The organism is Micromonospora sp. NPDC093277 (genome assembly GCF_044765245.1).
Taxonomy (GTDB): domain Bacteria; phylum Actinomycetota; class Actinomycetes; order Mycobacteriales; family Micromonosporaceae; genus Micromonospora.
In genome coordinates, this window is the sequence record NZ_JBIWJO010000010.1 from 80,150 (window position 1) to 101,465 (window position 21,316).

Here is a 21,316-nt window from a genome sequence, read left to right on the forward strand (position 1 = left end):
GATGGCCGCCCAGGTTCGCGTCCTTCGTCAACGGATCCGCTCGGCGAAGTCGATGAAGAAGATCACCAAGGCGATGGAGCTCGTCGCGACGAGCCGGATCGCCAAGGCCCAGGCCCGGGTGGAGGCGTCGCTGCCGTACGCCCGGGCCATCACCGGGGTGCTCACGGCCCTGGCCTCCAACGCGCGGATCGACCACCCGCTGCTCACCCCGCGCGAGCGGGTGCGGCGGGCGGGCGTCCTGATGATCACCAGCGACCGTGGCCTGGCGGGTGGTTACAGCTCCAGCGCGATCAGGACCGCGGAGTCGCTGATCGCCCGGCTGCGGGCCGACGGCAAGGAGCCGGTGCTCTACGTCATCGGTCGCAAGGGCGTGACCTTCTACCGGTTCCGTAACCGGGACATCGAGGCGAGCTGGACCGGCTTCTCCGAGCAGCCGACCTTCTCCGACGCGCGCGAGGTGGGCGAGACGCTGATCAAGGCGTTCACGGCCGGCGCGGACGACACGGACGGGGACGCCGGGGCGGACGGGGTTCTCGGCATCGACGAGCTTCACATCGTCTACACCGAGTTCAAGTCCCTGATGACCCAGACGCCGGTCACCCGGATCATCGGCCCGATGCAGGTCGACGAGCGGCCGCGGTCGGAGGCCCCCCAGGGGCTGCTCCCCGCGTACGAGTTCGAGCCGGAGGCGGACGCCCTGCTCGACGCGCTGCTGCCGAAGTACATCAACACGCGGATCTACGCGGCGTTGCTGGAGTCGGCGGCGAGCGAGTCGGCGGCCCGTCGGCGGGCGATGAAGAGCGCCACCGACAACGCCGAAGAGATGATCGACAAGTACACGCGTGAGATGAACTCGGCCCGCCAGGCCGGGATCACCCAGGAGATCAGTGAGATCGTCGGCGGCGCGAACGCGCTGGCCGCGGCGGGAAGTGAAGTGTGATGACTGCCCCAGTAGAGACCAAGACGGCCACCGGTCGCGTGGTCCGGGTCATCGGCCCGGTCGTCGACGCCGAGTTCCCGCGCGACGGCATGCCGGACCTGTTCAACGCCCTGCACGTCAACGTGACGCTCTCCGGCGGCGAGAAGACGCTGACCCTGGAGGTCGCCCAGCACCTGGGTGACAACCTGGTCCGCGCCATCTCGATGCAGCCGACCGACGGCCTGGTCCGCGGCACCGAGGTCGAGGACACCGGCGCGCCGATCAGCGTCCCGGTGGGCGACGCGGTCAAGGGCCACGTGTTCAACGCGATCGGCGAGTGCCTCAACCTCACCGAGGGCGAGACCCTCAACCCGGACGACCACTGGGGGATCCACCGCAAGGCCCCGGCCTTCGCGGACCTCGAGCCGAAGACCGAGATGCTGGAGACCGGCATCAAGGTCATCGACCTGCTCGCCCCGTACGTCAAGGGCGGCAAGATCGGTCTGTTCGGCGGTGCCGGCGTGGGCAAGACGGTGCTCATCCAGGAGATGATCACCCGCGTGGCCCGGAACTTCGGTGGTACGTCGGTCTTCGCCGGCGTGGGTGAGCGCACCCGTGAGGGCAACGACCTCATCGCCGAGATGACCGAGTCCGGCGTCATCGACAAGACCGCGCTGGTCTACGGCCAGATGGACGAGCCGCCGGGCACCCGGCTGCGGGTCGCCCTCTCCGCGCTGACCATGGCGGAGTACTTCCGCGACGTGCAGAAGCAGGAGGTGCTGCTCTTCATCGACAACATCTTCCGCTTCACGCAGGCCGGTTCCGAGGTCTCCACGCTGCTCGGCCGCATGCCGAGCGCCGTGGGTTACCAGCCGACCCTGGCCGACGAGATGGGCGAGCTCCAGGAGCGGATCACCTCCGTCCGGGGCCAGGCCATCACCTCGATGCAGGCGATCTACGTGCCCGCCGACGACTACACCGACCCGGCGCCGGCCACCACGTTCGCCCACCTGGACGCGACCACCAACCTGGAGCGGTCGATCTCCGACAAGGGCATCTACCCGGCCGTGGACCCGCTGGCGTCCTCGTCCCGGATCCTCGCCCCGGAGTTCGTCGGTCAGGAGCACTTCCAGGTCGCCAGCGAGGTGAAGCGGATCCTGCAGCGCTACAAGGACCTGCAGGACATCATCGCCATCCTCGGTATCGAGGAGCTCTCCGAGGAAGACAAGATCACCGTGCAGCGCGCGCGGCGGATCGAGCGCTTCCTGTCGCAGAACACCTACGCCGCCGAGCAGTTCACCGGTGTGCCGGGCTCGACGGTCTCGATCAAGGAGACCATCGAGGCCTTCAAGAAGATCAGCGAGGGCGAGTACGACCACTTCCCCGAGCAGGCCTTCTTCATGTGCGGTGGTCTGGAGGACCTGGAGCGTAAGGCAAAGGAGCTGATGGAGGGCTGAGAGCCCCGTCACTCCTGCGAAGGCCGTCCCGGCGTTGTCGGGGCGGCCTTTGCCTGTTCAGGCCCGCCGTTACCAGATGCCCCATACGCGGGCAAGCGGTGCCGCCGACCGCACGGTACCGTTCGTGACACGACTTCACGTCACGTTTTTGATCCCTTGCAACGAAACGGTTCCGTGCGCCCGTCTGCCAGTCGTGGGCGTAACGATTGGAGATTCTCGTGGGTAAGGCCGGCGGGAACCGCGGCAAGCGGTCCATCTGGTGGGGCGTGCCGAGGTGGGCCAAGGCGTGCACCATTCTCGGTGTGGTCCTCATGATGCTCAGCGGCAGCGTGCTGGTGGGCTACCAGGCTCTGGTGGCCCGCTACGAGGGCGCGGTCGGCAAGGGGGACCTCTTCGGCGACCAGGCGGCCGGCGCGGCCGAGAAGAAGAGCAACATCAAGGGCCCGCTCAACATCCTCATGGTCGGCATCGACCCCCGTAAGCCGGAGGCGCGGCCGCTGTCCGACTCGATCATGGTCCTGCACGTGCCGGAGGGCCTGGACCGGGCCTACCTCTTCTCGCTGCCGCGCGACCTGCGGGTCGACATCCCCGCCTTCTCGAAGGCGGGCTACCCGGGCGGCAACGACCGGCTGAATGCCGCCATGTCGCACGGCAGTGTGGTGAAGGGGCAGAACCCGGATGCCGCGCAGGGGTTCGAACTGCTAGCCAAGACCGCCCAGAAGGTCACCGGGATCAAGCGCTTCGACGCCGGCGTGATCATCAACTTCAACGGCTTCCAGAAGATCGTTGACGCGATGGGCGGCGTCGACATGTACATCGAGCGGGAGGTGCGGTCGGAGCACCGCCAGCCCGACGGCAAGATGCGCCAGCTGAAGGCGGGCGGCGGCGGCTACCTCGGCCCGCAGGCCAAGTACCCGAAGGGCAACATGCACCTCAAGGGCTGGGAGGCGCTGGACTACGTACGCCAGCGTTACCCGAAGAACGGCGTGCCGGACTCCGACTACGGCCGGCAGCGGCACCAGCAGCAGTTCGTCAAGGCGATGGTGAGCCAGGCGTTCAGCGCCGACGTGGTGACCAATCCGATCAAGCTGGACAAGGTACTCCGCGCGGCCGGCGAGTCATTGGTCTTCAACGGGCGCGGCAACAGCGTGATCGACTACGGGCTGGCCCTGAAGAACATCCGGGCCGACTCCATCGAGATGATCAAACTGCCGGGCGGGCCGGTCACCAGCAGCTCGGGGACGTACCAGGGTGAGCAGCTGCAGTCGGTGGCCAAGGACTTCTTCGCGGCGATGCGCGACGAACAGCTCGACGCGTTCCTGCTGGAGCACCCCGACTTCAAGCAGAAGACCCGCTAGCCTAGCGCCAGCGGACCCTCGCGGGTGTCGGGATCTGTGACCGTGTCGCAGGTCTCGGCACCCGCGTTGGGTGGCGCTCGGGCCCGCGACTAGACTTTCGGCAATCCGCCGCCGCAGCAAGGAGACAGCGTGGCACAGCAGCTTCACGTCGAGCTTGTAGCCGTCGAGGAGAAGGTCTGGTCCGGCGAGGCCGAAATGGTCGTCGCCCGGACGACCGAGGGTGAGCTGGGTGTGCTGCCGGGGCACGCGCCCCTGCTGGGCCAGCTCGCCGAGCCCGGCCAGATCCGCATCAAGCAGTCCGGCGGCCAGCAGCTCGCGTACGACATCGCCGGCGGCTTCCTGTCGGTGACCGGTGAGGGCGTCACCATCCTCGCCGAGAACGCGACCCCGGCCAACCCGGCGCGCTGAGCCGACCCGCCGATGGAGATCGTGGAAGGGATCGGAATCGGCGTCGCGGTCGTGTTCGCCGCGCTCGTGATCCTCTTCGTCCGGCGGGCCCTGTACACCCGCAGCGGAGGCATCATCCGCCTCAGCGTGCGGGTTTCCACGATTCTCGACGGCCGAGGCTGGTCGCCCGGCTTCGGCCGCTTCGTTGGCGACCAACTCCGCTGGTACCGCATGTTCAGCTTCGCGCTGCGGCCCAAGCGGGTGCTCTCCCGCAAGGGGCTTGTCGTGGAACGCCGCCGACTGCCCGAGGGGCAGGAGCAGTTCTCCATGCCGGCCGACTGGATCATCCTGCGCTGTACCAGTCACCACGCGCCGGTGGAGATCGCCATGGCAAGGTCCACGGTCACCGGCTTCCTTTCCTGGCTCGAGGCCGCCCCGCCCGGGGCGGCCTCGCCGCGTCTGGCCTCCCGGGACTGGCCCGCCGCCTGACCCTCCCCGGACGGCGTCGCCGCGTCTGGTCTCCCGGGACTGGCCCGCTGCCTGGCCTCCCGGGGCGGCTTCGCTGCGTCTGGTCTCCCTGGACTGGCCCGCTGCCTGGCCCTCCCGGAGCGGCCTCGCTGCGTCTGGTCTTCCAGGACTGGCTCGGCCTGACCCCTCCCGGGGCCGGCCCTGTCGCCGACCGTCCCGAGTGAGCCGTGATCGACTCCGTGTGCGAGATGTGGCGGCCTCGGCGGGCCTCGGATGCCGCCGTGTGCGGGTCACGGAGTGGATCACCCGAGTCGTGTGGGCAGATCCCTGGTCGACTGGGCCATGGTGGGTGATTTGTCCGCTTGGCGGGTGTGGTCGGGTGCTGCGGGGGTGGGAATGGCCGGCGGGTGGGGGCCGTTGTGCCGGCCTGCACGGTCGAGGAGGGCCCCGGTCCCGGGCGCTGGCGTGATGGGTGTCCGCTTGCGGGTGGGTGTGTGTGAGCCTGTCCGCTTCGGCCCGCTGGCTTCGGTGGGTGCGCGGTCCCCGGAATGATGGCGGGCCGCCGGTCGTTGTAGATGGGTGCACGGCCGAGGAAGGCCCCGCCCCGGGGGCCGCCCCCGAAAGGCCCCACCCTGTGGGCCGCTCGCTTCGGCGGGTGCCGGGTCCCGGGAATGTTGCCGGGTCGCCGGTGGTTGTGCATGGTCCCGGCGCTGCGAAGAGGCGATCCTCCTTGCCCCGCGAGCGAGCCGGTCGGAAGTCTTTCCCCCTTTGTTTTGGGCGCCTGACGGTGCTTGCGTGCCCTGCTCACCCCCGTGGGCTGGTGCGCCAACCCCCGAATGGAGCTTTGTGATGAACACGATGCTGCGTAAGAGCGTTCTGGGTATTGCTGGTCTGGCGTTCGCCGGTGGTCTGGCGGCTGGTCCGCTGAACCACCACGACACCACGCCCAGCACCGCGATGACCCCGGTCGCGGCCGTGCAGGCCGACAAGCCGGCCGTGGACATGGGCAAGCTGGTTCCGCATGGTGTGCAGGGCGCCCAGTCGAAGATCGACCTGAACGACGAGCAGACCGGCAACGCGAAGGCGATCATCGCGGCGACGAAGAAGGCCGGCATGCCGGAGCGGGCCGCGGTCATCTCGATCGGCACCAGCCTGCAGGAGTCGAAGCTGGAGAACCTGGGTCACCTCGGCGACGCCAACGACCACGACTCGCTGGGCCTGTTCCAGCAGCGTCCGTCCAGTGGTTGGGGTAGCCCGGAGCAGATCACCGACCCCGAGTACTCGACGACCGCGTTCCTGAAGGGTCTGAAGCAGGTCGACGGTTGGCAGGACATGCCGTTGACCAAGGCCGCGCAGACGGTGCAGGTGTCGGCGTACCCGGATGCCTACGCCCAGTGGGAGCAGCAGGCCGCTGATCTGGTCGCCCAGTACTGGAACAGCTGACAACCGAACAAGGCGTGAACACGCTGGCCGGCACCCCGAACACGGGGTGCCGGCCAGCGACGTCTCCAGATCTTGGACAGTTACCGTCCACCACGACCGGTAACTGTCCAAGATCCGCAAGCCACACATGCGCGTGCCAGGGAAGGAAGCGGCCGTCAGTCGAGCGCGGCTACCAGCTCCACCTCGTAGCCCTGACCGTCGGTGAGGTAGGCGGCGTAGGTGCCGGGGCCGCCGGCGTGCGGGTGCCGGTCCGGAAAGAGCAGCTCCCAGCCGTGCTCGGGGGCGGCCGCGACCAGCCGGTCCACGGCGGCCGGCGGGCCGGCGTGGAAGGCCAGGTGGTTGAGGCCCGGCGCGAACCGGTCGTGCACCCGGCCGCTCAACGCCGGGGACTCCTCGATCACCAGGTACGTGGGACCGAGCCGCCACGATCGGCCGGCCGGCCAGTCCTGGTACGGCGTCCAGCCCAGCTCGTTGAGAAGCCAGCCCCAACCGGCATTGGCGGCGGCGAGATCGGGTACCCAGACCTCGACGTGGTGCAGGCCGCCGACGGTCAGCGCTTGCCGCCCGGGACCCATAGCACATCTCCGTTCGGATTTGCCGTTCTTGCCAGGATAAAGAGCAGATCCGAGAGCCGGTTGAGATACTTTGCCGGAAGGAGGCTGGTTCGCTCCGGGTCGTGGGCGACCAGGGCCCAGGCCGCACGCTCGGCGCGTCGGGCGGTCGTCCGTGCCACGTGCAGCAGCGCCGCGCCCGCGGTGCCGCCGGGGAGGATGAAGGAGTCGAGCTTGCCCAGGCGCCCGTTGTACTCGTCGCACCAGCCTTCGAGGCGCTCCACGTACTCCTCGGTGACCCGTAGCGGCGGGTACGCCGGGTTCGGCTCCACCGGGGTCGCCAGGTCCGCGCCGACGTCGAACATGTCGTTCTGGATCGACTCCAGCACCACCCGGAGTTCGTCGTCGAGCTGCCCGAGGGCGAGGGCGACGCCGATCGCCGCGTTGCACTCGTCGACGTCCGCGTACGCGGCGATCCGCGGATCGGTCTTCGGCACCTGCTCGTTGTTGCTCAGCCTGGTCATGCCGGCGTCGCCGGCCTTGGTGTAGATGCGCGTGAGGTGGACGGCCATGACGCACAGCCTACGGATACCGGACCTGACCATCCCCGCTCGGCCGGGCCAGGGCGGCTGGACGGCCGGCGTCGGGCCGGGCGACGCCGGGGACCCGGCGGTCAGCGACGTCGACGTCATCCGGGTGAACGGTGAGGCCCGGCTGGCCGGCACGGTGCACGTCGTCGGGGCGAAGAACTCGGCACTCAAGCTGATGGCCGCCGCCCTGCTCGCCCCGGGGCGCAGCATGATCACCAACGTCCCCCGGATCACCGACATCGCCATCATGGGGGAGGTGCTGCGCAGGCTCGGCTGCGGCGTACGGTTCGCCGCCGACGACCCGGTCGACCCGATGGTGGCCCGGGGCGGGGTGGAGCGCTCCCGGTCGGTCGTCGTCGACGTACCCGAACGGCCCGGTGCGGAGGCCGACTACGACCTGGTCCGCCGGTTGCGGGCGTCGATCTGCGTGCTCGGCCCGCTGCTGGCCCGCCGAGGGTACGTGCGGGTGGCCCACCCCGGCGGGGATGCCATCGGCTCGCGCGGCCTGGACATGCACATCTCCGGTCTGACCAGGATGGGCGCGAACATCTCCGGTGAGCATGGATTCGTCATCGCCGAGGCCCCGGATGGGCTGCACGGCGCGGAGATCGTGCTGGACTTCCCGAGCGTCGGCGCGACGGAGAACCTGGTGATGGCGGCGGTGCTGGCCCAAGGCGCCACCACGATCGACAACGCCGCCCGGGAGCCGGAGATCGTCGACATCTGCTCGATGCTGATCCGGATGGGGGCCCGGATCGAGGGGGAGGGCACCTCCACCCTGCACATCGTCGGGGTGCCCGAGCTGCACCCGGTGCGGCACGCCACGGTGGGCGACCGGATCGTCGCCGGCACCTGGGCGTTCGCCGCCGCGATGACCCGCGGGGACGTCACCGTGACGGGGATCGACCCGGCGTTCCTGGCGGTCGCGCTCGACAAGCTGGTCTCGGCCGGCGGCCTGGTGGAGACCCGGGAAGACGCCTTCCGGGTACGCGTCGACGACCGACCCGCCGCCGTCGACGTGGTGACCCTGCCGTTCCCCGGCTTCGCCACCGACCTGCTGCCGATGGCGATCGGGCTGGCTGCGGTGAGCGACGGCGGATCCCTGATCACCGAGAACATCTTCGACGGCCGGTTCATGTTCGCCAACGAGATGATGCGGCTCGGCGCGGACATCAGGACCGACGGCCACCACGCCCTGGTCTGCGGCCGCGACCGGCTCTCCGGCGCCCCGGTACGCGCCACCGACATCCGGGCCGGCGCCGGCCTGATCATCGCCGGGCTCTGCGCCGACGGGGTCACCGAGGTCTCCCACGTGCACCATGTCGATCGCGGCTACCCGGACTTCGTCGCCGACCTGCGGGCACTCGGCGTGGAGGTGGAACGCGGCACCGCGCCAGAGGAGCCGGATCTCGCCATTTGAGGGCGCCGGTGGCAGACCGGCGTGCCCGGGCGGCCGATCCGCATGCCCTGTGCGGCCGACCCTTGTGCTCGGGCGGCCGACCGGCGTGCCCGGCCGGCCCCGCCAGACGGCCCTTAGCAGTCGTTCAGGCTCGCCGACTAGGGTGCTGACAGACACTCAAATCAGGCGAGGGAGAAGCAGATGGCGGGTCGACTCGCGGTCGTCGGTGCCGGGCTGATGGGCTCGGGCATCGCCCAGGTCGCGGCGCAGGCGGGCTGGCAGGTGACGCTGCGCGACCTGGACGACGCGGCCACCAAGCGGGGCGTCGAAGGCATCCGGAAGTCGCTGGAGAAGTTCGCCGAGAAGGGCAAGATCGAGGCGTCCGAGGTCGAGGCCACGCTGGCCCGGATCACCCCGACCACCGAGCTGGAAGCGGCGGCCGACGCGGACATCGTGGTCGAGGCGGTCTTCGAGAAGATCGAGATCAAGCACGAGGTGTTCCGCGCGCTGGACAAGATCTGCAAGGCCGACGCGGTGCTGGCCACCAACACCTCGGCCATCCCGGTCACCCAGATCGCCACCGCCACCGAGCGCCCCGAGTCGGTCGTCGGCACCCACTTCTTCTCCCCGGTGCCGATGATGAAGCTCTGCGAGCTGGTCCGGGGCTACAAGACCAGCGACGAGACGCTGGGCCGGGCGAAGACGTTCGCCGAGGAGGTCGGCAAGACCGTGGTCGTGGTCAACCGGGACATCGCCGGCTTCGTGACCACCCGGCTGATCTGCGCGCTGGCCATGGAGGCGGTCCGGCTGGTCGAGTCGGGCGTGATGTCGGCCGAGGACCTGGACACCGCGTGCAAGCTCGGCTTCGGGCACGCCATGGGTCCGCTGGCCACCGTCGACCTGACCGGCGTGGACGTGCTGCTGAACGCCACGAAGAACATCTACACCGACACCGCCGACGAGAAGTTCTTCCCGCCGGAGCTGCTCCAGCGCATGGCCACCGCGGGCGACCTGGGCCGCAAGACCGGCCAGGGCTTCTACGCCTACTGATCCGCTCTGCCGACCCCCGGGCGCGCCTGGCCGCGCCAGCCCCCGAGCCGCCGTGTCAGGAGGGGCCCCTTGTTATGCGCCACGCGTTAACAGGGGGCCCTTCCTTTCCTTACCCCTCAGCCGTCGCGCTTGGTGGTCCAGCGGAAGGTGGTCAGGCAGAGGACCAGGCCGATCACGCACCAGAGCGCCAGCACCAGGGCGACCCGGCCCAGCTCGAACGAGCCGGCCGGCTCCTGGGCGCCGAAGCTGTCCGGCAGGAAGACCGAACGCAGCCCCTGGCACATCCACTTCAGCGGGAAGAGCGCCGCCACCTGCTGCATCCAACCGGGCAGCTCGGTGAAGACGAAGAACACCCCGGAGATGAACTGGAGGATCAGCGCGACCGGGGTGACCACCGCCGAGCCGCTACGGGCGGTGCGGGCCAACGAGGAGATGGCGATGCCGCCGAGGGTGCACGCGGTGACGCCGAGCGCGGCGACCCAGCCGAAGGTGAACCACTTCGCGGCGGTGTCGGGCAGCTTCAGGTCGAACAGCAGCACGGCGGCGAGCAGCAGCAGCACGGTCTCGTAGACGCCGATCACCACCACCATGATCACCTTGCCGGCGAAGTACACCCACTTGGGCATCGGGGTGCCCCGGTAGCGCTTGAGCACGCCCCGGTCCCGCTCGATCGGGATCCAGATGCCGAGGTTCTGGAAGCTCACCGTCATCAGCCCGGTCGCGATCATGCCGGTGATGAAGTATTGGGTGAACTTCACCCCGCCCCCGATCTCGCCGTGGAAGATCGAGGAGAAGATCAGGATCATGATGATCGGGAAGCCCATCGTGAAGACGACGGACTCCCGGCTGCGCAGGAACTGGCTGATCTCCATCCGGCCCTGCCGCAGCGCGAGCGCGCCCGGCCCGAGCCGCCGGGCCGCGGGAGCGGCGACCGGGGTCGCCGGCTTCGTGGTGGTCGTCATCGGTGTCCGATCATCTTCAGGTAGACGTCTTCCAGAGTCGGCCGGGTAACCGTGAGGCCCGGGACCTCGCCGCCGAAGCGCGCGGCCAGCTCCGTGACCAGCGCCGTCGGCGTCGCGCTCTCCGCAAGCTCCAGCGTCCCGTCCGGGGTACGCCAGGAGACCGTCGCCAGCGCCTCCTGCCGGTTGCCCAGCTGCTGGGGCGGGGCCACCTCGACCACCCGCCCGCCGGCGATCACGCCGACCCGGTCGGCGAGCGCCTCGGCCTCGTCGAGATAGTGGGTGGTCAGCACGATGGTGGTGCCGGCCGCGGCCAGGTCCCGGATCAGCTCCCAGAACTCCCGCCGCGCCTCCGGGTCGAAACCGGTGGTCGGCTCGTCGAGGAAGAGCAGCTCGGGGCGGCCGATGATGCCCAGCGCCACGTCGAGGCGGCGCTTCTGCCCGCCGGAGAGGGTGTGCGTCCGGGCCTTGGACTTGCTGGCCAGCCCGACCCGTTCGATCACCTTGTCGGGGTCGTCGGCGGCCGGGTAGAAGCCGGCGAAGTGCCGGACGATCTCGCCCACGTTGAGCTCGTCGAACTCTCCGGTGCCCTGCAACACGATGCCGATGCGGGAGCGCCATTCGGGGGCCGGGCGGGCCGGGTCGGCGCCGAGCACGCGTACCTCGCCGGCGTCGCGTTGCCGGTAGCCCTCCAGGATCTCCACGGTGGTGGTCTTGCCCGCCCCGTTCGGGCCGAGCAGGGCGAACACCTCGCCCCGGTGGACGTCGAGGTCCACGCTCGCCACCGCGACGTTGTCGCCGTACGCCTTACGCAGTCCTCGTACGGAGATCGCCAGCTCGTCATCCATGACGTCCAGTGTGCGACCTCGCCGCCAGGGTCGGAGGGCCGGGGTGTGGCGGTCTCCGCCATGTCGCGCCGCTCGTGCCCGGAGATCCTCTCCATGGACGTGTGTGGTTTTCCACAGACCGTTCTACTGAACGGTAACTTAAACTCCCGTCATGGACGAGAAGGCTCCTGCCGGGCGGTTGCCGGAGCGCGACCGGCCCTGGGTGATGCGCACCTACGCCGGGCACTCCTCCGCCTCGGCCACCAACGCGCTCTTCCGCCGCAACCTGGCGAAGGGGCAGACCGGTCTCTCCGTCGCCTTCGACCTGCCCACCCAGACCGGGTACGACCCGGACCACGAGCTGGCCGCCGGTGAGGTGGGCCGGGTGGGCGTGCCGGTGGCGCACCTCGGCGACATGCGAGCACTCTTCGACGGCCTCCCGCTGGCCCAGATGAACACCTCCATGACCATCAACGCGCCGGCCATGTGGCTGCTCGGCCTCTACGCCACGGTCGCCACCGAGCAGGGCGCGGAGCTGGCCAGCTGCGCCGGCACCACACAGAACGACATCGTCAAGGAGTACCTGTCCCGGGGAACCCACATCTTCCCGCCGGCCGCGTCGCTGCGGCTGACCGTGGACGTGATCGCGTACACGCTGTGCGAGATGCCGAGATGGAACCCGGTCAACATCTGCTCGTACCACCTCCAGGAGGCGGGCGCGACGCCGGTGCAGGAGGTCGGCTTCGCCCTGGCCACCGCCGTCGCCGTCCTCGACGCCGTACGCGACTGCGGCCAGGTGCCGGCCGAGCGGATGGGCGACGTGGTCCAGCGCATCTCCTTCTTCGTCAACGCCGGGGTGCGCTTCGTCGAGGAGATCGGCAAGATGCGCGCCTTCGGCGCGCTGTGGGACGAGATCACCCGTGACCGGTACGGCGTCGAGAACCCGAAGCAGCGCCGCTTCCGGTACGGCGTGCAGGTCAACTCGCTCGGCCTCACCGAGGCCCAACCGGAGAACAACGTCCAGCGCATCGTGCTGGAGATGCTCGGCGTCACCCTCTCCCGGGACGCCCGCGCCCGCGCGGTACAGCTGCCCGCCTGGAACGAGGCGCTCGGCCTGCCCCGCCCCTGGGACCAGCAGTGGTCGCTGCGGATGCAGCAGGTGCTGGCGTACGAGTCGGACCTGCTGGAACATCCGGACCTGTTCGAGGGCTCGCACGTGATGACCGCGCTGGTCGACGACATCGTCGCCGGCGCCCGGGTCGAGCTGGCCAAGGTGCTGGAGCTGGGCGGCGTGGTGGCCGCCGTGGAGACCGGCTACCTCAAGAGCGCCCTGGTGGCCTCGCTCGCCGAACGCCGCCGCCGGATGGAGGCCGGCACCGACGTGGTGGTGGGCGTCAACCGATTCACCGAGACCGAGCCGTCGACGCTGACCGCGGCCGGGGCCGAGGCGATCGAGCAGATCGATCCGGCCGTCGAGGCGGCCGCCGCAGCCGCCGTACGCGAATGGCGGGCCGGCCGGGACGCGGCCGCCGTCGAGTCCGCGCTCGCACGGTTGAAGGCGGACGCCGCGACCACGACGAACCTGATGGCCGCGACCCTGGCCTGCGTCCGAGCCGGGGTGACCACCGGCGAGTGGGCGGGCGCGCTGCGCCAGATCCTCGGCGAGTACCGGGCACCGACCGGCCTCTCGGGCGGGGCCGGAGCCGGCGGCGACGCGCGGCTCGCGACGGTCCGCGAACGGGTCGCCGCCACCGCTCGCGAGCTGGGCAGCGGCCGGCTGCGGCTGCTTGTCGGCAAACCCGGCCTGGACGGACACTCCAACGGCGCCGAGCAGATCGCGGTACGCGCCCGCGACGCCGGCTTCGAGGTGGTCTACCAGGGCATCCGGCTGACCGCGGGGCAGATCGTGGCCGCCGCCGTCGAGGAGGACGTGGACCTGGTCGGTCTCTCGGTGCTCTCCGGCTCGCACCTGGCCGCCGTGCCGGCCGTACTCGATGGATTGCGCGCCGCCGGGCGGGGCGACCTGCCCGTGGTCGTCGGTGGCATCATCCCGGCTGGTGACGCCGACGCCCTGCGCGCGGCCGGCGTGGCCCGCGTCTTCACCCCGAAGGACTTCGCGCTGACCGGCATCATCGACGAGCTGGTCACCGTGATCCGCGAATCCAACAACCTGAGGTGAATGCAAGGGCACCTTTTAACGCCTGGCGTTGTGCAGGGGCCCTTCCGGACGCCTGTGCTCGGATCAGCGACTCTGGTAGGTCATGCAGTCGGCCAGGTCCATCGCCGCGCCGACCGTGATCGCCGGGGCGTGGCACTCCAGGTCCGAGTTGTGTTGGCAGTCGGAGCGCTGGCAGGCCCCCACCTGGGCGACCAGTTGCTCGCTTCCGCCACGTACCGGCATCTCGACGAAAGTGTGGCAGCGGGCGTGATCGCTGCTGCCGATCGTGATGGCGAAGGCGTGGCAGTCGTTGGTGCGGTTGTAGGCGCAGGAGGCGACGGTGCACTCCTGGACTCGGGGCATTTCCACCGCTGCGGTCACCACTGCCTCCTTTATTCACTCTTGTCCTCGATTGTAAGAGTCTGCGTCGCCCCCCGCCCTCGATTCGGCAGCGGCCACACCCACGCTGCCCGCCTCGGGCCGCCCGCCCACGCTGTCCGCCCACGCTGGCCGCCTTCGGGCTGGCCGCTTTCGGGCTGGCCGCTTCGGGCAGTCCTTGATCGACTCCATATGCGGGATGTGGTGGTCTCGCCGGGCATCGGATGCCGCTGTGTGCGCCACATGGAGTGGATCACCAAGTCGTTGGCGCGTCCCCGACCGGACCCTGATCGGCAGCTCGGGTGGAACGCCATGTATGTCTCGGGGCTCCGGTGACATCCATAGCGTTCCACCGAACCGCCACCGCCCGGGGGTGGACACCCCGGCAGACCAACGCGCCCAGGTGGGCGGTTTGCCTGGCTTGGAGGCCTGGTCGCGTGCTGCGGGGCGAAGATGGCCGGCGAGTCGGGGCCGTTGGACAGGGCTGCACGGCCGAGAAGGGCCCGGGCCTCGGGTGCCGGTGTGACGACTGTCCGCTTCCGGCGGGTATATGCAGGCCTGTCCGCTTTGGTAGGTGCCCGGTTCTCGGTGGCTGCCCGGTCTTCGGAATGATGGAGGGCCGCCGATCGTTGTAGCTGGCTGCACGGCCGAGGAAGGCCCCAACCCCGGGCCGGCCCGCTTCGACGGGCGCCCCGGTCCCCGGGAATGATGGCGGGCCGTCGGTCGTTGTGCATGGTCCCGGCGCCGCGAAGAGGCGATCTCCCTTGCCCCGCGAGTGAGCCGGTCGAAAGACTTTCCCCTCGGTTTTGAGCGCCTGACGGTGCTTGCGCACGCGATATTGCCGACCCCCCGGTCGGTGTGTGCGCCAACCCCCGAATGGAGCTTTGCCATGAACACGATCTTCCGTAAGAGCGTTCTGGGTATCGCTGGTCTGGCCTTCACCGGTGGCGTGTTCGCCGGTCCGATCGCCGCGCACGCCGCCGACCCGGTACACACCACCCCGGTCGCTGCCGCCGTCGCCCAGGCCGACAAGCCGGACACCGGCAAGCTGATCCCGCACGGTGTGCAGGGCGCCCAGTCGAAGATCAACCTGAACGACGAGCAGACCGCCAACGCCAAGGCGATCATCGCCGCGACGAAGAAGGCCGGCATGCCCGAACGCGCCGCGGTCATCTCGATCGGCACCAGCCTGCAGGAGTCGAAGCTGGAGAACCTCGGTCACCTCGGCGACGCCAACGACCACGACTCGCTGGGCCTGTTCCAGCAGCGCCCGACCAGCGGTTGGGGCAGCCCGGAGCAGATCACCGACCCCGAGTACTCCACCACCGCATTCCTGAAGGGCCTCAAGCAGGTCGACGGCTGGCAGGACATGCCGCTGACCAAGGCCGCCCAGACGGTGCAGGTGTCGGCCTACCCGGATGCCTACGCCCAGTGGGAGCAGCAGGCCGCCGACCTGGTCGCCCAGTACTGGAACAACTGACAACCGAACAAGGCGTGAACACGCTGGCCGGCACCCCGAACACAGGGGTGCCGGCCAGCAGGGTCTCCAGACCGGGCTAGTGCGGTGTCCACTAACGTTCGCCGGGTTGGCGGCTGCCGGAAGTTGTCGTACTGGTGGTGTTGGGTGTGGTCGTGCCTCGTCGTCGGGATCCCGCCGCGCCTAGGGTGGTGTATCGCACGGCTCGTGTTGCGGTGCGGGTGACGGTTGGGCAGCGGCGGCGGTGTTTCGGGTTGCTGCGTTCGGCTGGTGACGCGTGGGAGTGTGTCCTGGAGATCAACGGGTGGCGACGTCGTCGCCAGGATCCGCCGCTGGTCGGTTATCAGGAGTTGTGTCGGGAGCTGTCAGGGTCGGGGCCGGGCACCTTCGGTGAGCTGGATTCGGTGGGTGCCTGGTCGGTGTTGCGCCGGTTTTCGGATGCGTGGTTCGCGGCGGCGAAAGCCCGCCAGGACGGTGACTCGTCGACACGGTTCCCGCGTCGGCGGCGGGCGTTGATGCCGGTGCGCTGGTATCACGGCACCTTCACCCTCGACGGCCTGCGGGTGCGTATCCCGGTGGCCAAGGGCATGCCGCCGTTGTGGGTCAGGTTGGCGCGGGAGGTGCCCTATCCGGTCGAGCAGGTCCGGTCGGTCACCCTGCTGTGCGAGGGTGGCCGGCTGTATCTCGACGTGACCGCCGAGGTGCCGGTGGCGGTGTATCCGCCCGGTGAGGGACCGGACCCAGGCCGGGTGGCCGGGGTCGACCTGGGGATCATCCACCCGTACGCGGTGGCCGGCCCGGCCGGGCAGGGGTTGTTGGTGTCGGCGCGGGCGATCCGCGCCGAGCACCGCATGCACCTGGCTGACACCAAAACCCGCCGCCGGGCCGTGGCCCGGCGTGCGCCGAAGCCGGGCCAGCGAGGGTCTCGGCGGTAGCGTAAGTACCGGCGGCGGGCAAGGCTGGTGGAGGGCCGGCACCGGCGCCGGGTCCGGCAGGCCCAACACGAAGCCGCCCGCGCAGTGGTGTCGTGGGCGGTGGAGCAGCGGGTCGGTGTGCTCAGGGTGGGTGACCCGCTCGGTGTGTTGGACATCGACGCGGGGCGGCGGCACAACCTGCGGCTGCGGCAATGGCAGATCGGCCGCCTGATGCAGGTCCTCACCGACAAAGCTGTCCAGGCGGGCATCAGCGTCGATCCGGTCGACGAGCGCGGCACGTCCTCCACCTGCCCTGCCTGTCTGCGGCGGGTACCGAAACCTCGTGGCCGGACCCTGTCCTGCCCGCACTGCCAGTCCACTGGGCACCGCGACCTGGTCGCGGCCGCCATCATCGCCACCCGCACCCCGGGCGGCGGACCCACCATCCCCACAGCACCCGTCGTGCTGCCCGAGGTGGTCACGCACCGTCGAGCCGGCCGGCACCTGCCCGGTGCCGGCCCGTCCCGGCGTGACCCCCGCCGCCCACCCGTGGCGGCGCGAGGATCAGTTGGCCCGCGGAGGCCCGCCCCACGTGGGGAGTCGCTCGCCTCAACGGCGAGGATCCACAACAGCGCATCGGAAACCCGGTGAACGTTAGTGGACACCGCACTAGACCCGGAACCCCGCAGCCCGAGCGGCCTGAAGCTCCCGGCGCCGCGCCCTACGCCGGGGCAGGAACCAGAACAGGAACGCGACGAATCCGAGCAGGAACGCCAGCACCAGCACCGGAAGCAGGATCGCCACCGCCGACATGATCACGCTCGTCGCGTCTTCGGCGGTGCTGGCGACCGGGGCGCCGAAGCCGGCGGTGGTCGCGTTGATGACCGGGCGGGCTGCCGACTTGAGCACGTGCACACCGAGCGCGATCAGTACGCCGACCACGACCGGTATCCACTGGTGCGAGGAGAAGAAGCTGTCCGGGTCGCTGACCGTGACGGTCTGGGAGCTGGAGCCGGCGCCGAAGGCCAGCCCGCCCGCGGTCGGCCGGACCACCGTCTGCACCACGTCGTTGATGTGGTCGACCACCGGCACCTTGTCCGCGACCACCTCGATGGCGAGCAGCACCGCGAGGATGAGGATGATCCAGCCGTTGCCGAGCCACTGCCAACCGCTGGGCAGGTCGACCAGGTCGGTGTAGCGCGCCAGCAGACCCATGAGGAGCAACGGGATGTACGCGTTCAGGCCGGCCGACGCGGCGAGACCGGAACCAGTGAGGACTTCGAGCACGATCTCAATATCGCACCGGTACGCCAGTGGCGCGCGTGGGCCGATGCCGGGTGCTCGGCTACCCTCGTCGGGTGCGGTTGGTGATTGCGAAGTGCTCGGTGGACTACGTCGGACGGCTCTCGGCACACCTGCCGCCGGCCACCCGACTGCTCATGGTGAAGGCGGACGGCTCGGTGTCGATCCATGCGGACGACCGGGCGTACAAGCCGTTGAACTGGATGAGCCCGCCGTGCCGGCTGGAGGAGGCCCCCGGCGTGTGGCGGGTGGTCAACAAGGCCGGCGAGGAACTGCGGATCACCCTGGAGGAGATTTTCCAGGACACCTCGTACGAGCTGGGCGTCGACCCGGGGCTGCGTAAGGACGGCGTCGAGGCGCACCTGCAGGAGCTGCTGGCCGCCAACCCGGAGACCCTCGGCGAGGGCTTCTCCCTGGTCCGGCGGGAGTACATGACCGCGATCGGGCCGGTCGACCTGCTCTGCCGGGACGCCAACCAGGGCGCGGTCGCGGTGGAGGTGAAGCGCCGCGGGGAGATCGACGGAGTGGAGCAGCTCACCCGCTATCTCGAACTGATGAACCGCGACCCGCTGCTCGCCCCGGTCACCGGCGTCTTCGCCGCGCAGGAGATCAAGCCGCAGGCCCGGGTGCTCGCCACCGATCGGGGCATCCGCTGCGTGGTGGTCGACTACGACAAGCTGCGCGGCATCGAGCGCGACGAGCTGACCCTGTTCTGAGGTGTCCCCGCCCCGGGGGGAGCCTCCCGGGGCGGGGAAGTCAGCGGCGGCCGTACATCGCCTTGGCGGCCTTGACGAGGCGGGCGACGTCGGCGGGGGTGCGTTCGAAGGTCATCGACGGCAGCAGCGAGCGGGCCCGGCGGCGGGTGATGGCCTTGGCCCGGCCGAACTCGCGCAGCCCGTCCTCGCCGTGGATGCGGCCGAAGCCGGAGTCGCCGACCCCGCCGAACGGCAGCGTCGACATGCCGGCGAAGGTGAGCGCGGAGTTGATCGAGGCCATCCCGGAGCGCAGCCGCCGCGCGACCGCCACGGCCCGCTTCCGGCCGAAGACCGCACCCCCAAGGCCGTACGGGAGGGCGTTGGCCCGCTCGACGGCCTCGTCCACGTCGCGTACCCGGTTGATGGTGAGTGTCGGGCCGAAGGTCTCCTCGCGGACGGCGGCCGAGTCCTCCGGGACGTCCACCAGCACGGTCGGGTGCACGTACGGCGGCTGGACCGCGTCGAGGCCGCCGAGCACCGCCCGGCCGCCGGCGGCGACGGCGTCCTCGATGTGCCGGCGGATGATGTCGAGCTGGGACGGCATGGTGATCGGGCCGATGTCGGTGCCGTCCGGGCCGACGGTGAGCCGGTCGGCCCTGCTCACCACCTTGCCGACGAAGGCGTCGAAGACCTGGTCGACCGCGTAGACCCGCTCGATGCCGATGCAGGTCTGCCCGGCGTTGGTCAGTGCGCCCCAGACGCAGGCCTCGGCGGCGGCGTCCAGGTCGGCGTCGGCGTCCACGATCATCGCGTCCTTGCCGCCGGCCTCCACCAGCACCGGGGTGAGCGACTCGGCGCAGGCGGCCATCACCTTCTTGGCGGTGGCGGTGGAACCGGTGAAGGCCACTTTGGCCACGCCCGAGCGGCACAGTGCCGCACCGACGTCCCCGAGGCCGTGCACGGCGGTGAGGACCGGCTGCTCCGGCACCACCTCGGCGAGGCGGTCCGCCAGCCACTGGCCGACGGTCGGCGTGTACTCGCTCGGCTTGAACACCACGGTGTTGCCGGCGGCCAGGGCGTACGCGACGGAGCCGATCGGGGTGAAGACGGGATAGTTCCATGGGCCGATCACGCCGACCACCCCGTACGGCTGGTATTCGAGGTGACCGGTGAACTCGGCGAGGATCAGCCGGGAGCGGACCCGCCGCGGCCCGAGCACCCGCCGGGCGTTGCGGGCGGCCCAGTCGATGTGCTCCAGCGCGGTCAGGATCTCCACGATGGCGTCGGCGACCGGTTTGCCGCCCTCGGCGTGTGTCAGCTCGGCCAGTTCCTCGATCCGGCGGGCGAGCAGCCCCCGCCAGCGCAGGAGCCGTTCCCGCCGGCCGGTGAAGCCGAGCCCGGCCCACCAGTCGCCCGCGGCGCGGGCCCGCTCGACGGCGCCCCGCACGTCCGCCTCGGTCGCCGCCGGGAACCGGCCGACCTCGACACCGGTAGCCGGGCTGGTGGAGATCAGTTGGCCGTCCTCGATGACCGGGGCTCCCGGAACACGCACAGCCGTCATGGCCGAAGTCTAGACCCGTCCGTTACTCGCCGGTAGGTCGGCGTGGCCCCCGGCTCGTTCCAGGTCGGCCCGCACGGTGGGCCGAGCCAGGGCTGGCCGGGCAGCTTGTTCCGGTCGAGCCCGTCGCCGGGCCGGAGCACGTCGCGGCCCCACCACCGTCACCAGCCTGGCCGGGGAGGACGTCCTCCGCTGGCTCGGCCCGCCCGAGTGCGGGGCGCGGCCACACCGAAAGGCGGGGCGGGGTGGCGACCGGGCACATGGACGGGGCCGGCCGGGCCGTGGCAGCATGCGCGAATGCGGAGCGAGCGGAACACCGTCCAGGCCAACGGCATCACCCAGGCGGTACGGGTGGCCGGCCCGCCGGACGGCGTACCGGTGCTGCTCGTGCACGGCAATGTTTCGTCGTCCGCGTTCTGGGAGCCGTTGCTGTCCCGGCTGCCGGACACGCTCCGCGTCGTCGCCCCCGACCTGCGCGGATACGGCCACAGCGACGTCACCCCGGTCGACGCGACCCGGGGTCTCGGCGACTTCGCCGACGACGTGGCGGCCCTGCTCGACGTCCCCGGGCTCTTCGCTCCCGGCGCGCGGCCGGTGGTGGTCGGGCACTCGCTGGGTGGTGGCGTGGCGATGCGGCTGCTGGTCGACCACCCCGAGCGGGTCGCCGGCCTGCTGCTGGAGGCGCCGGTGTCGCCGTACGGCTTCGGCGGGACCCGGGACCTCGACGGTACGCCGACCACACCGGACTTCGCCGGGACCGGTGCGGGCGGCGCCAACCCGGACTTCGTCGCCCGGCTCGCCGCGCAGGACCGGGGCGGGGAGACCCCGACCAGCCCGCGGAACGTGCTGCGCGCGGCCTACGTGGCCGACCCGGCGTCGCTCGGCGAGGACGAGGAGCTGCTGCTCGACAGCATGCTCACCACCGCCACCGGGGACGACAACTACCCGGGCACGTCCGTCACCTCGCCGCACTGGCCGGGCACGGCCGCGGGGGAGCGCGGCGTGCTCAACGCACTGGCACCGGCGTGGTTCCGGATCGCCGACGAGCTGGTCGCCGTCCCGGCCAAGCCGCCGGTGACCTGGGTACGCGGTGACGCCGACGTGATCGTCTCGGACACCTCGCTGTTCGACCTGGCGTACCTGGGGTCGCTCGGGGTGGTCCCCGGCTGGCCGGGTGCGGCGGACTGCCCGCCGCAGCCCATGGTGGGCCAGACCCGGGCCGTGCTGGACCGGTACGCGGCGGCCGGCGGGACGTACCGGGAGGTGGCGCTGCCCGGCTGTGGCCACAGCCCGCACCTGGAACGGCCGGCCGAGTTCGTCGCGGAGCTGCTGGCACTGGTCGGGGCGCCGACCACGGCCTGACCCGCCCCCCGCGCGGCCGGATCCGCCGGACCCCGACCGTCCGAGCCGGAGAGTGACGGGCGTC

The 21,316-nt window shown here is 70.6% G+C and carries 21 protein-coding genes; 14 read left to right on the plus strand and 7 right to left on the minus strand.

The genetic code is table 11. The annotated features are described in order from the left end of the window. The first annotated feature begins 1 nt into the window (after position 1). From ACIRG9_RS22265 to ACIRG9_RS22290, 6 genes are all read left to right on the plus strand, one after another. Positions 2-940: a F0F1 ATP synthase subunit gamma gene (locus ACIRG9_RS22265; RefSeq protein ID WP_402858955.1), complete on the plus strand. Its 939-nt coding sequence runs from the start codon at positions 2-4 to the stop codon at positions 938-940. Then, positions 940-2,376, plus strand: coding sequence for a F0F1 ATP synthase subunit beta (gene atpD, locus ACIRG9_RS22270; protein WP_402858958.1), 1,437 nt, complete (start codon positions 940-942; stop codon positions 2,374-2,376). Before ACIRG9_RS22265 ends, atpD begins: the two co-directional genes overlap by 1 nt. A 212-nt stretch (positions 2,377-2,588) precedes the next feature. Further along, positions 2,589-3,734 carry an LCP family protein gene (locus tag ACIRG9_RS22275; protein ID WP_402859451.1) on the plus strand — a complete coding sequence of 382 codons (1,146 nt, stop codon included), beginning with the start codon at positions 2,589-2,591 and terminating at the stop codon, positions 3,732-3,734. 129 nt (positions 3,735-3,863) lie between these two features. Continuing rightward, entirely contained in the window at positions 3,864-4,142 is a 279-nt protein-coding gene (locus ACIRG9_RS22280) for a F0F1 ATP synthase subunit epsilon (RefSeq protein WP_402858961.1), read from the plus strand. Positions 4,143-4,154: 12 nt separating this feature from the next. Next, complete coding sequence (locus ACIRG9_RS22285) at positions 4,155-4,610, plus strand: DUF2550 domain-containing protein (protein WP_402858964.1); 456 nt, start codon at positions 4,155-4,157, stop codon at positions 4,608-4,610. A gap of 828 nt (positions 4,611-5,438) precedes the next feature. After that, entirely contained in the window at positions 5,439-6,032 is a 594-nt protein-coding gene (locus ACIRG9_RS22290; protein WP_402858967.1) for a hypothetical protein, read from the plus strand. A 155-nt stretch (positions 6,033-6,187) separates the two neighbouring features. Here ACIRG9_RS22290 and ACIRG9_RS22295 read toward each other — a convergent pair whose 3' ends face one another. Both ACIRG9_RS22295 and ACIRG9_RS22300 read right to left on the minus strand, forming a co-directional pair. Further along, positions 6,188-6,607, minus strand: a complete 420-nt coding sequence (locus ACIRG9_RS22295) for a VOC family protein (RefSeq protein WP_402858970.1) — start codon at positions 6,605-6,607, stop codon at positions 6,188-6,190. Further along, positions 6,583-7,155, minus strand: a complete 573-nt coding sequence (locus ACIRG9_RS22300) for a cob(I)yrinic acid a,c-diamide adenosyltransferase (protein ID WP_402858973.1) — start codon at positions 7,153-7,155, stop codon at positions 6,583-6,585. The genes ACIRG9_RS22295 and ACIRG9_RS22300 overlap by 25 nt, the downstream gene beginning before the upstream one ends. Between ACIRG9_RS22300 and murA the strand changes: the two genes are divergently transcribed. After that, positions 7,154-8,593 carry a UDP-N-acetylglucosamine 1-carboxyvinyltransferase gene (murA, locus tag ACIRG9_RS22305; protein ID WP_402858976.1) on the plus strand — a complete coding sequence of 480 codons (1,440 nt, stop codon included), beginning with the start codon at positions 7,154-7,156 and terminating at the stop codon, positions 8,591-8,593. The two genes, ACIRG9_RS22300 and murA, sit on opposite strands and share 2 nt — an antisense overlap. A gap of 180 nt (positions 8,594-8,773) precedes the next feature. Then, positions 8,774-9,622, plus strand: coding sequence for a 3-hydroxyacyl-CoA dehydrogenase family protein (locus ACIRG9_RS22310; RefSeq protein WP_402858979.1), 849 nt, complete (start codon positions 8,774-8,776; stop codon positions 9,620-9,622). A gap of 116 nt (positions 9,623-9,738) precedes the next feature. Here the strand turns inward: ACIRG9_RS22310 and ACIRG9_RS22315 are convergent, their stop codons facing one another. Together ACIRG9_RS22315 and ACIRG9_RS22320 are read right to left on the minus strand one after the other, a co-directional pair. Continuing rightward, entirely contained in the window at positions 9,739-10,584 is an 846-nt protein-coding gene (locus ACIRG9_RS22315) for an ABC transporter permease (protein ID WP_402858982.1), read from the minus strand. After that, entirely contained in the window at positions 10,581-11,429 is an 849-nt protein-coding gene (locus ACIRG9_RS22320; RefSeq protein ID WP_402858985.1) for an ABC transporter ATP-binding protein, read from the minus strand. Before ACIRG9_RS22320 ends, ACIRG9_RS22315 begins: the two co-directional genes overlap by 4 nt. 151 nt (positions 11,430-11,580) lie before the next feature. Between ACIRG9_RS22320 and ACIRG9_RS22325 the strand changes: the two genes are divergently transcribed. Continuing rightward, positions 11,581-13,587: a protein meaA gene (locus ACIRG9_RS22325; RefSeq protein WP_402858988.1), complete on the plus strand. Its 2,007-nt coding sequence runs from the start codon at positions 11,581-11,583 to the stop codon at positions 13,585-13,587. 63 nt (positions 13,588-13,650) lie between these two features. Here the strand turns inward: ACIRG9_RS22325 and ACIRG9_RS22330 are convergent, their stop codons facing one another. After that, the gene (locus tag ACIRG9_RS22330) at positions 13,651-13,947 is read right to left on the minus strand and encodes a DUF1540 domain-containing protein (RefSeq protein ID WP_402858991.1); all 297 of its coding nucleotides are present in this window, start codon (positions 13,945-13,947) and stop codon (positions 13,651-13,653) included. Between the two features lie 886 nt (positions 13,948-14,833). Between ACIRG9_RS22330 and ACIRG9_RS22335 the strand changes: the two genes are divergently transcribed. From ACIRG9_RS22335 to ACIRG9_RS22345, 3 genes are all read left to right on the plus strand, one after another. Next, positions 14,834-15,424, plus strand: coding sequence for a hypothetical protein (locus ACIRG9_RS22335; protein ID WP_402858994.1), 591 nt, complete (start codon positions 14,834-14,836; stop codon positions 15,422-15,424). A gap of 512 nt (positions 15,425-15,936) precedes the next feature. Next, complete coding sequence (locus ACIRG9_RS22340) at positions 15,937-16,356, plus strand: hypothetical protein (protein WP_402858997.1); 420 nt, start codon at positions 15,937-15,939, stop codon at positions 16,354-16,356. Positions 16,357-16,383: 27 nt separating this feature from the next. Next, positions 16,384-16,986: a zinc ribbon domain-containing protein gene (locus tag ACIRG9_RS22345; RefSeq protein WP_402858999.1), complete on the plus strand. Its 603-nt coding sequence runs from the start codon at positions 16,384-16,386 to the stop codon at positions 16,984-16,986. Positions 16,987-17,004: 18 nt separating this feature from the next. On the opposite strand, the gene ACIRG9_RS22350 is transcribed toward ACIRG9_RS22345, so the two are convergent. Then, complete coding sequence (locus ACIRG9_RS22350) at positions 17,005-17,622, minus strand: DUF4126 domain-containing protein (protein WP_402859002.1); 618 nt, start codon at positions 17,620-17,622, stop codon at positions 17,005-17,007. A 71-nt stretch (positions 17,623-17,693) separates the two neighbouring features. Between ACIRG9_RS22350 and nucS the strand changes: the two genes are divergently transcribed. Next, positions 17,694-18,353 (plus strand): endonuclease NucS, encoded by a 660-nt coding sequence (gene nucS, locus ACIRG9_RS22355; RefSeq protein ID WP_402859005.1) that lies wholly within the window; start codon positions 17,694-17,696, stop codon positions 18,351-18,353. Positions 18,354-18,393: 40 nt separating this feature from the next. Here nucS and ACIRG9_RS22360 read toward each other — a convergent pair whose 3' ends face one another. Beyond that, entirely contained in the window at positions 18,394-19,893 is a 1,500-nt protein-coding gene (locus tag ACIRG9_RS22360) for an aldehyde dehydrogenase family protein (RefSeq protein WP_402859008.1), read from the minus strand. Positions 19,894-20,187: 294 nt separating this feature from the next. Between ACIRG9_RS22360 and ACIRG9_RS22365 the strand changes: the two genes are divergently transcribed. Next, positions 20,188-21,252 (plus strand): alpha/beta fold hydrolase, encoded by a 1,065-nt coding sequence (locus tag ACIRG9_RS22365; protein ID WP_402859011.1) that lies wholly within the window; start codon positions 20,188-20,190, stop codon positions 21,250-21,252. The last annotated feature ends 64 nt before the right edge of the window (positions 21,253-21,316 follow it).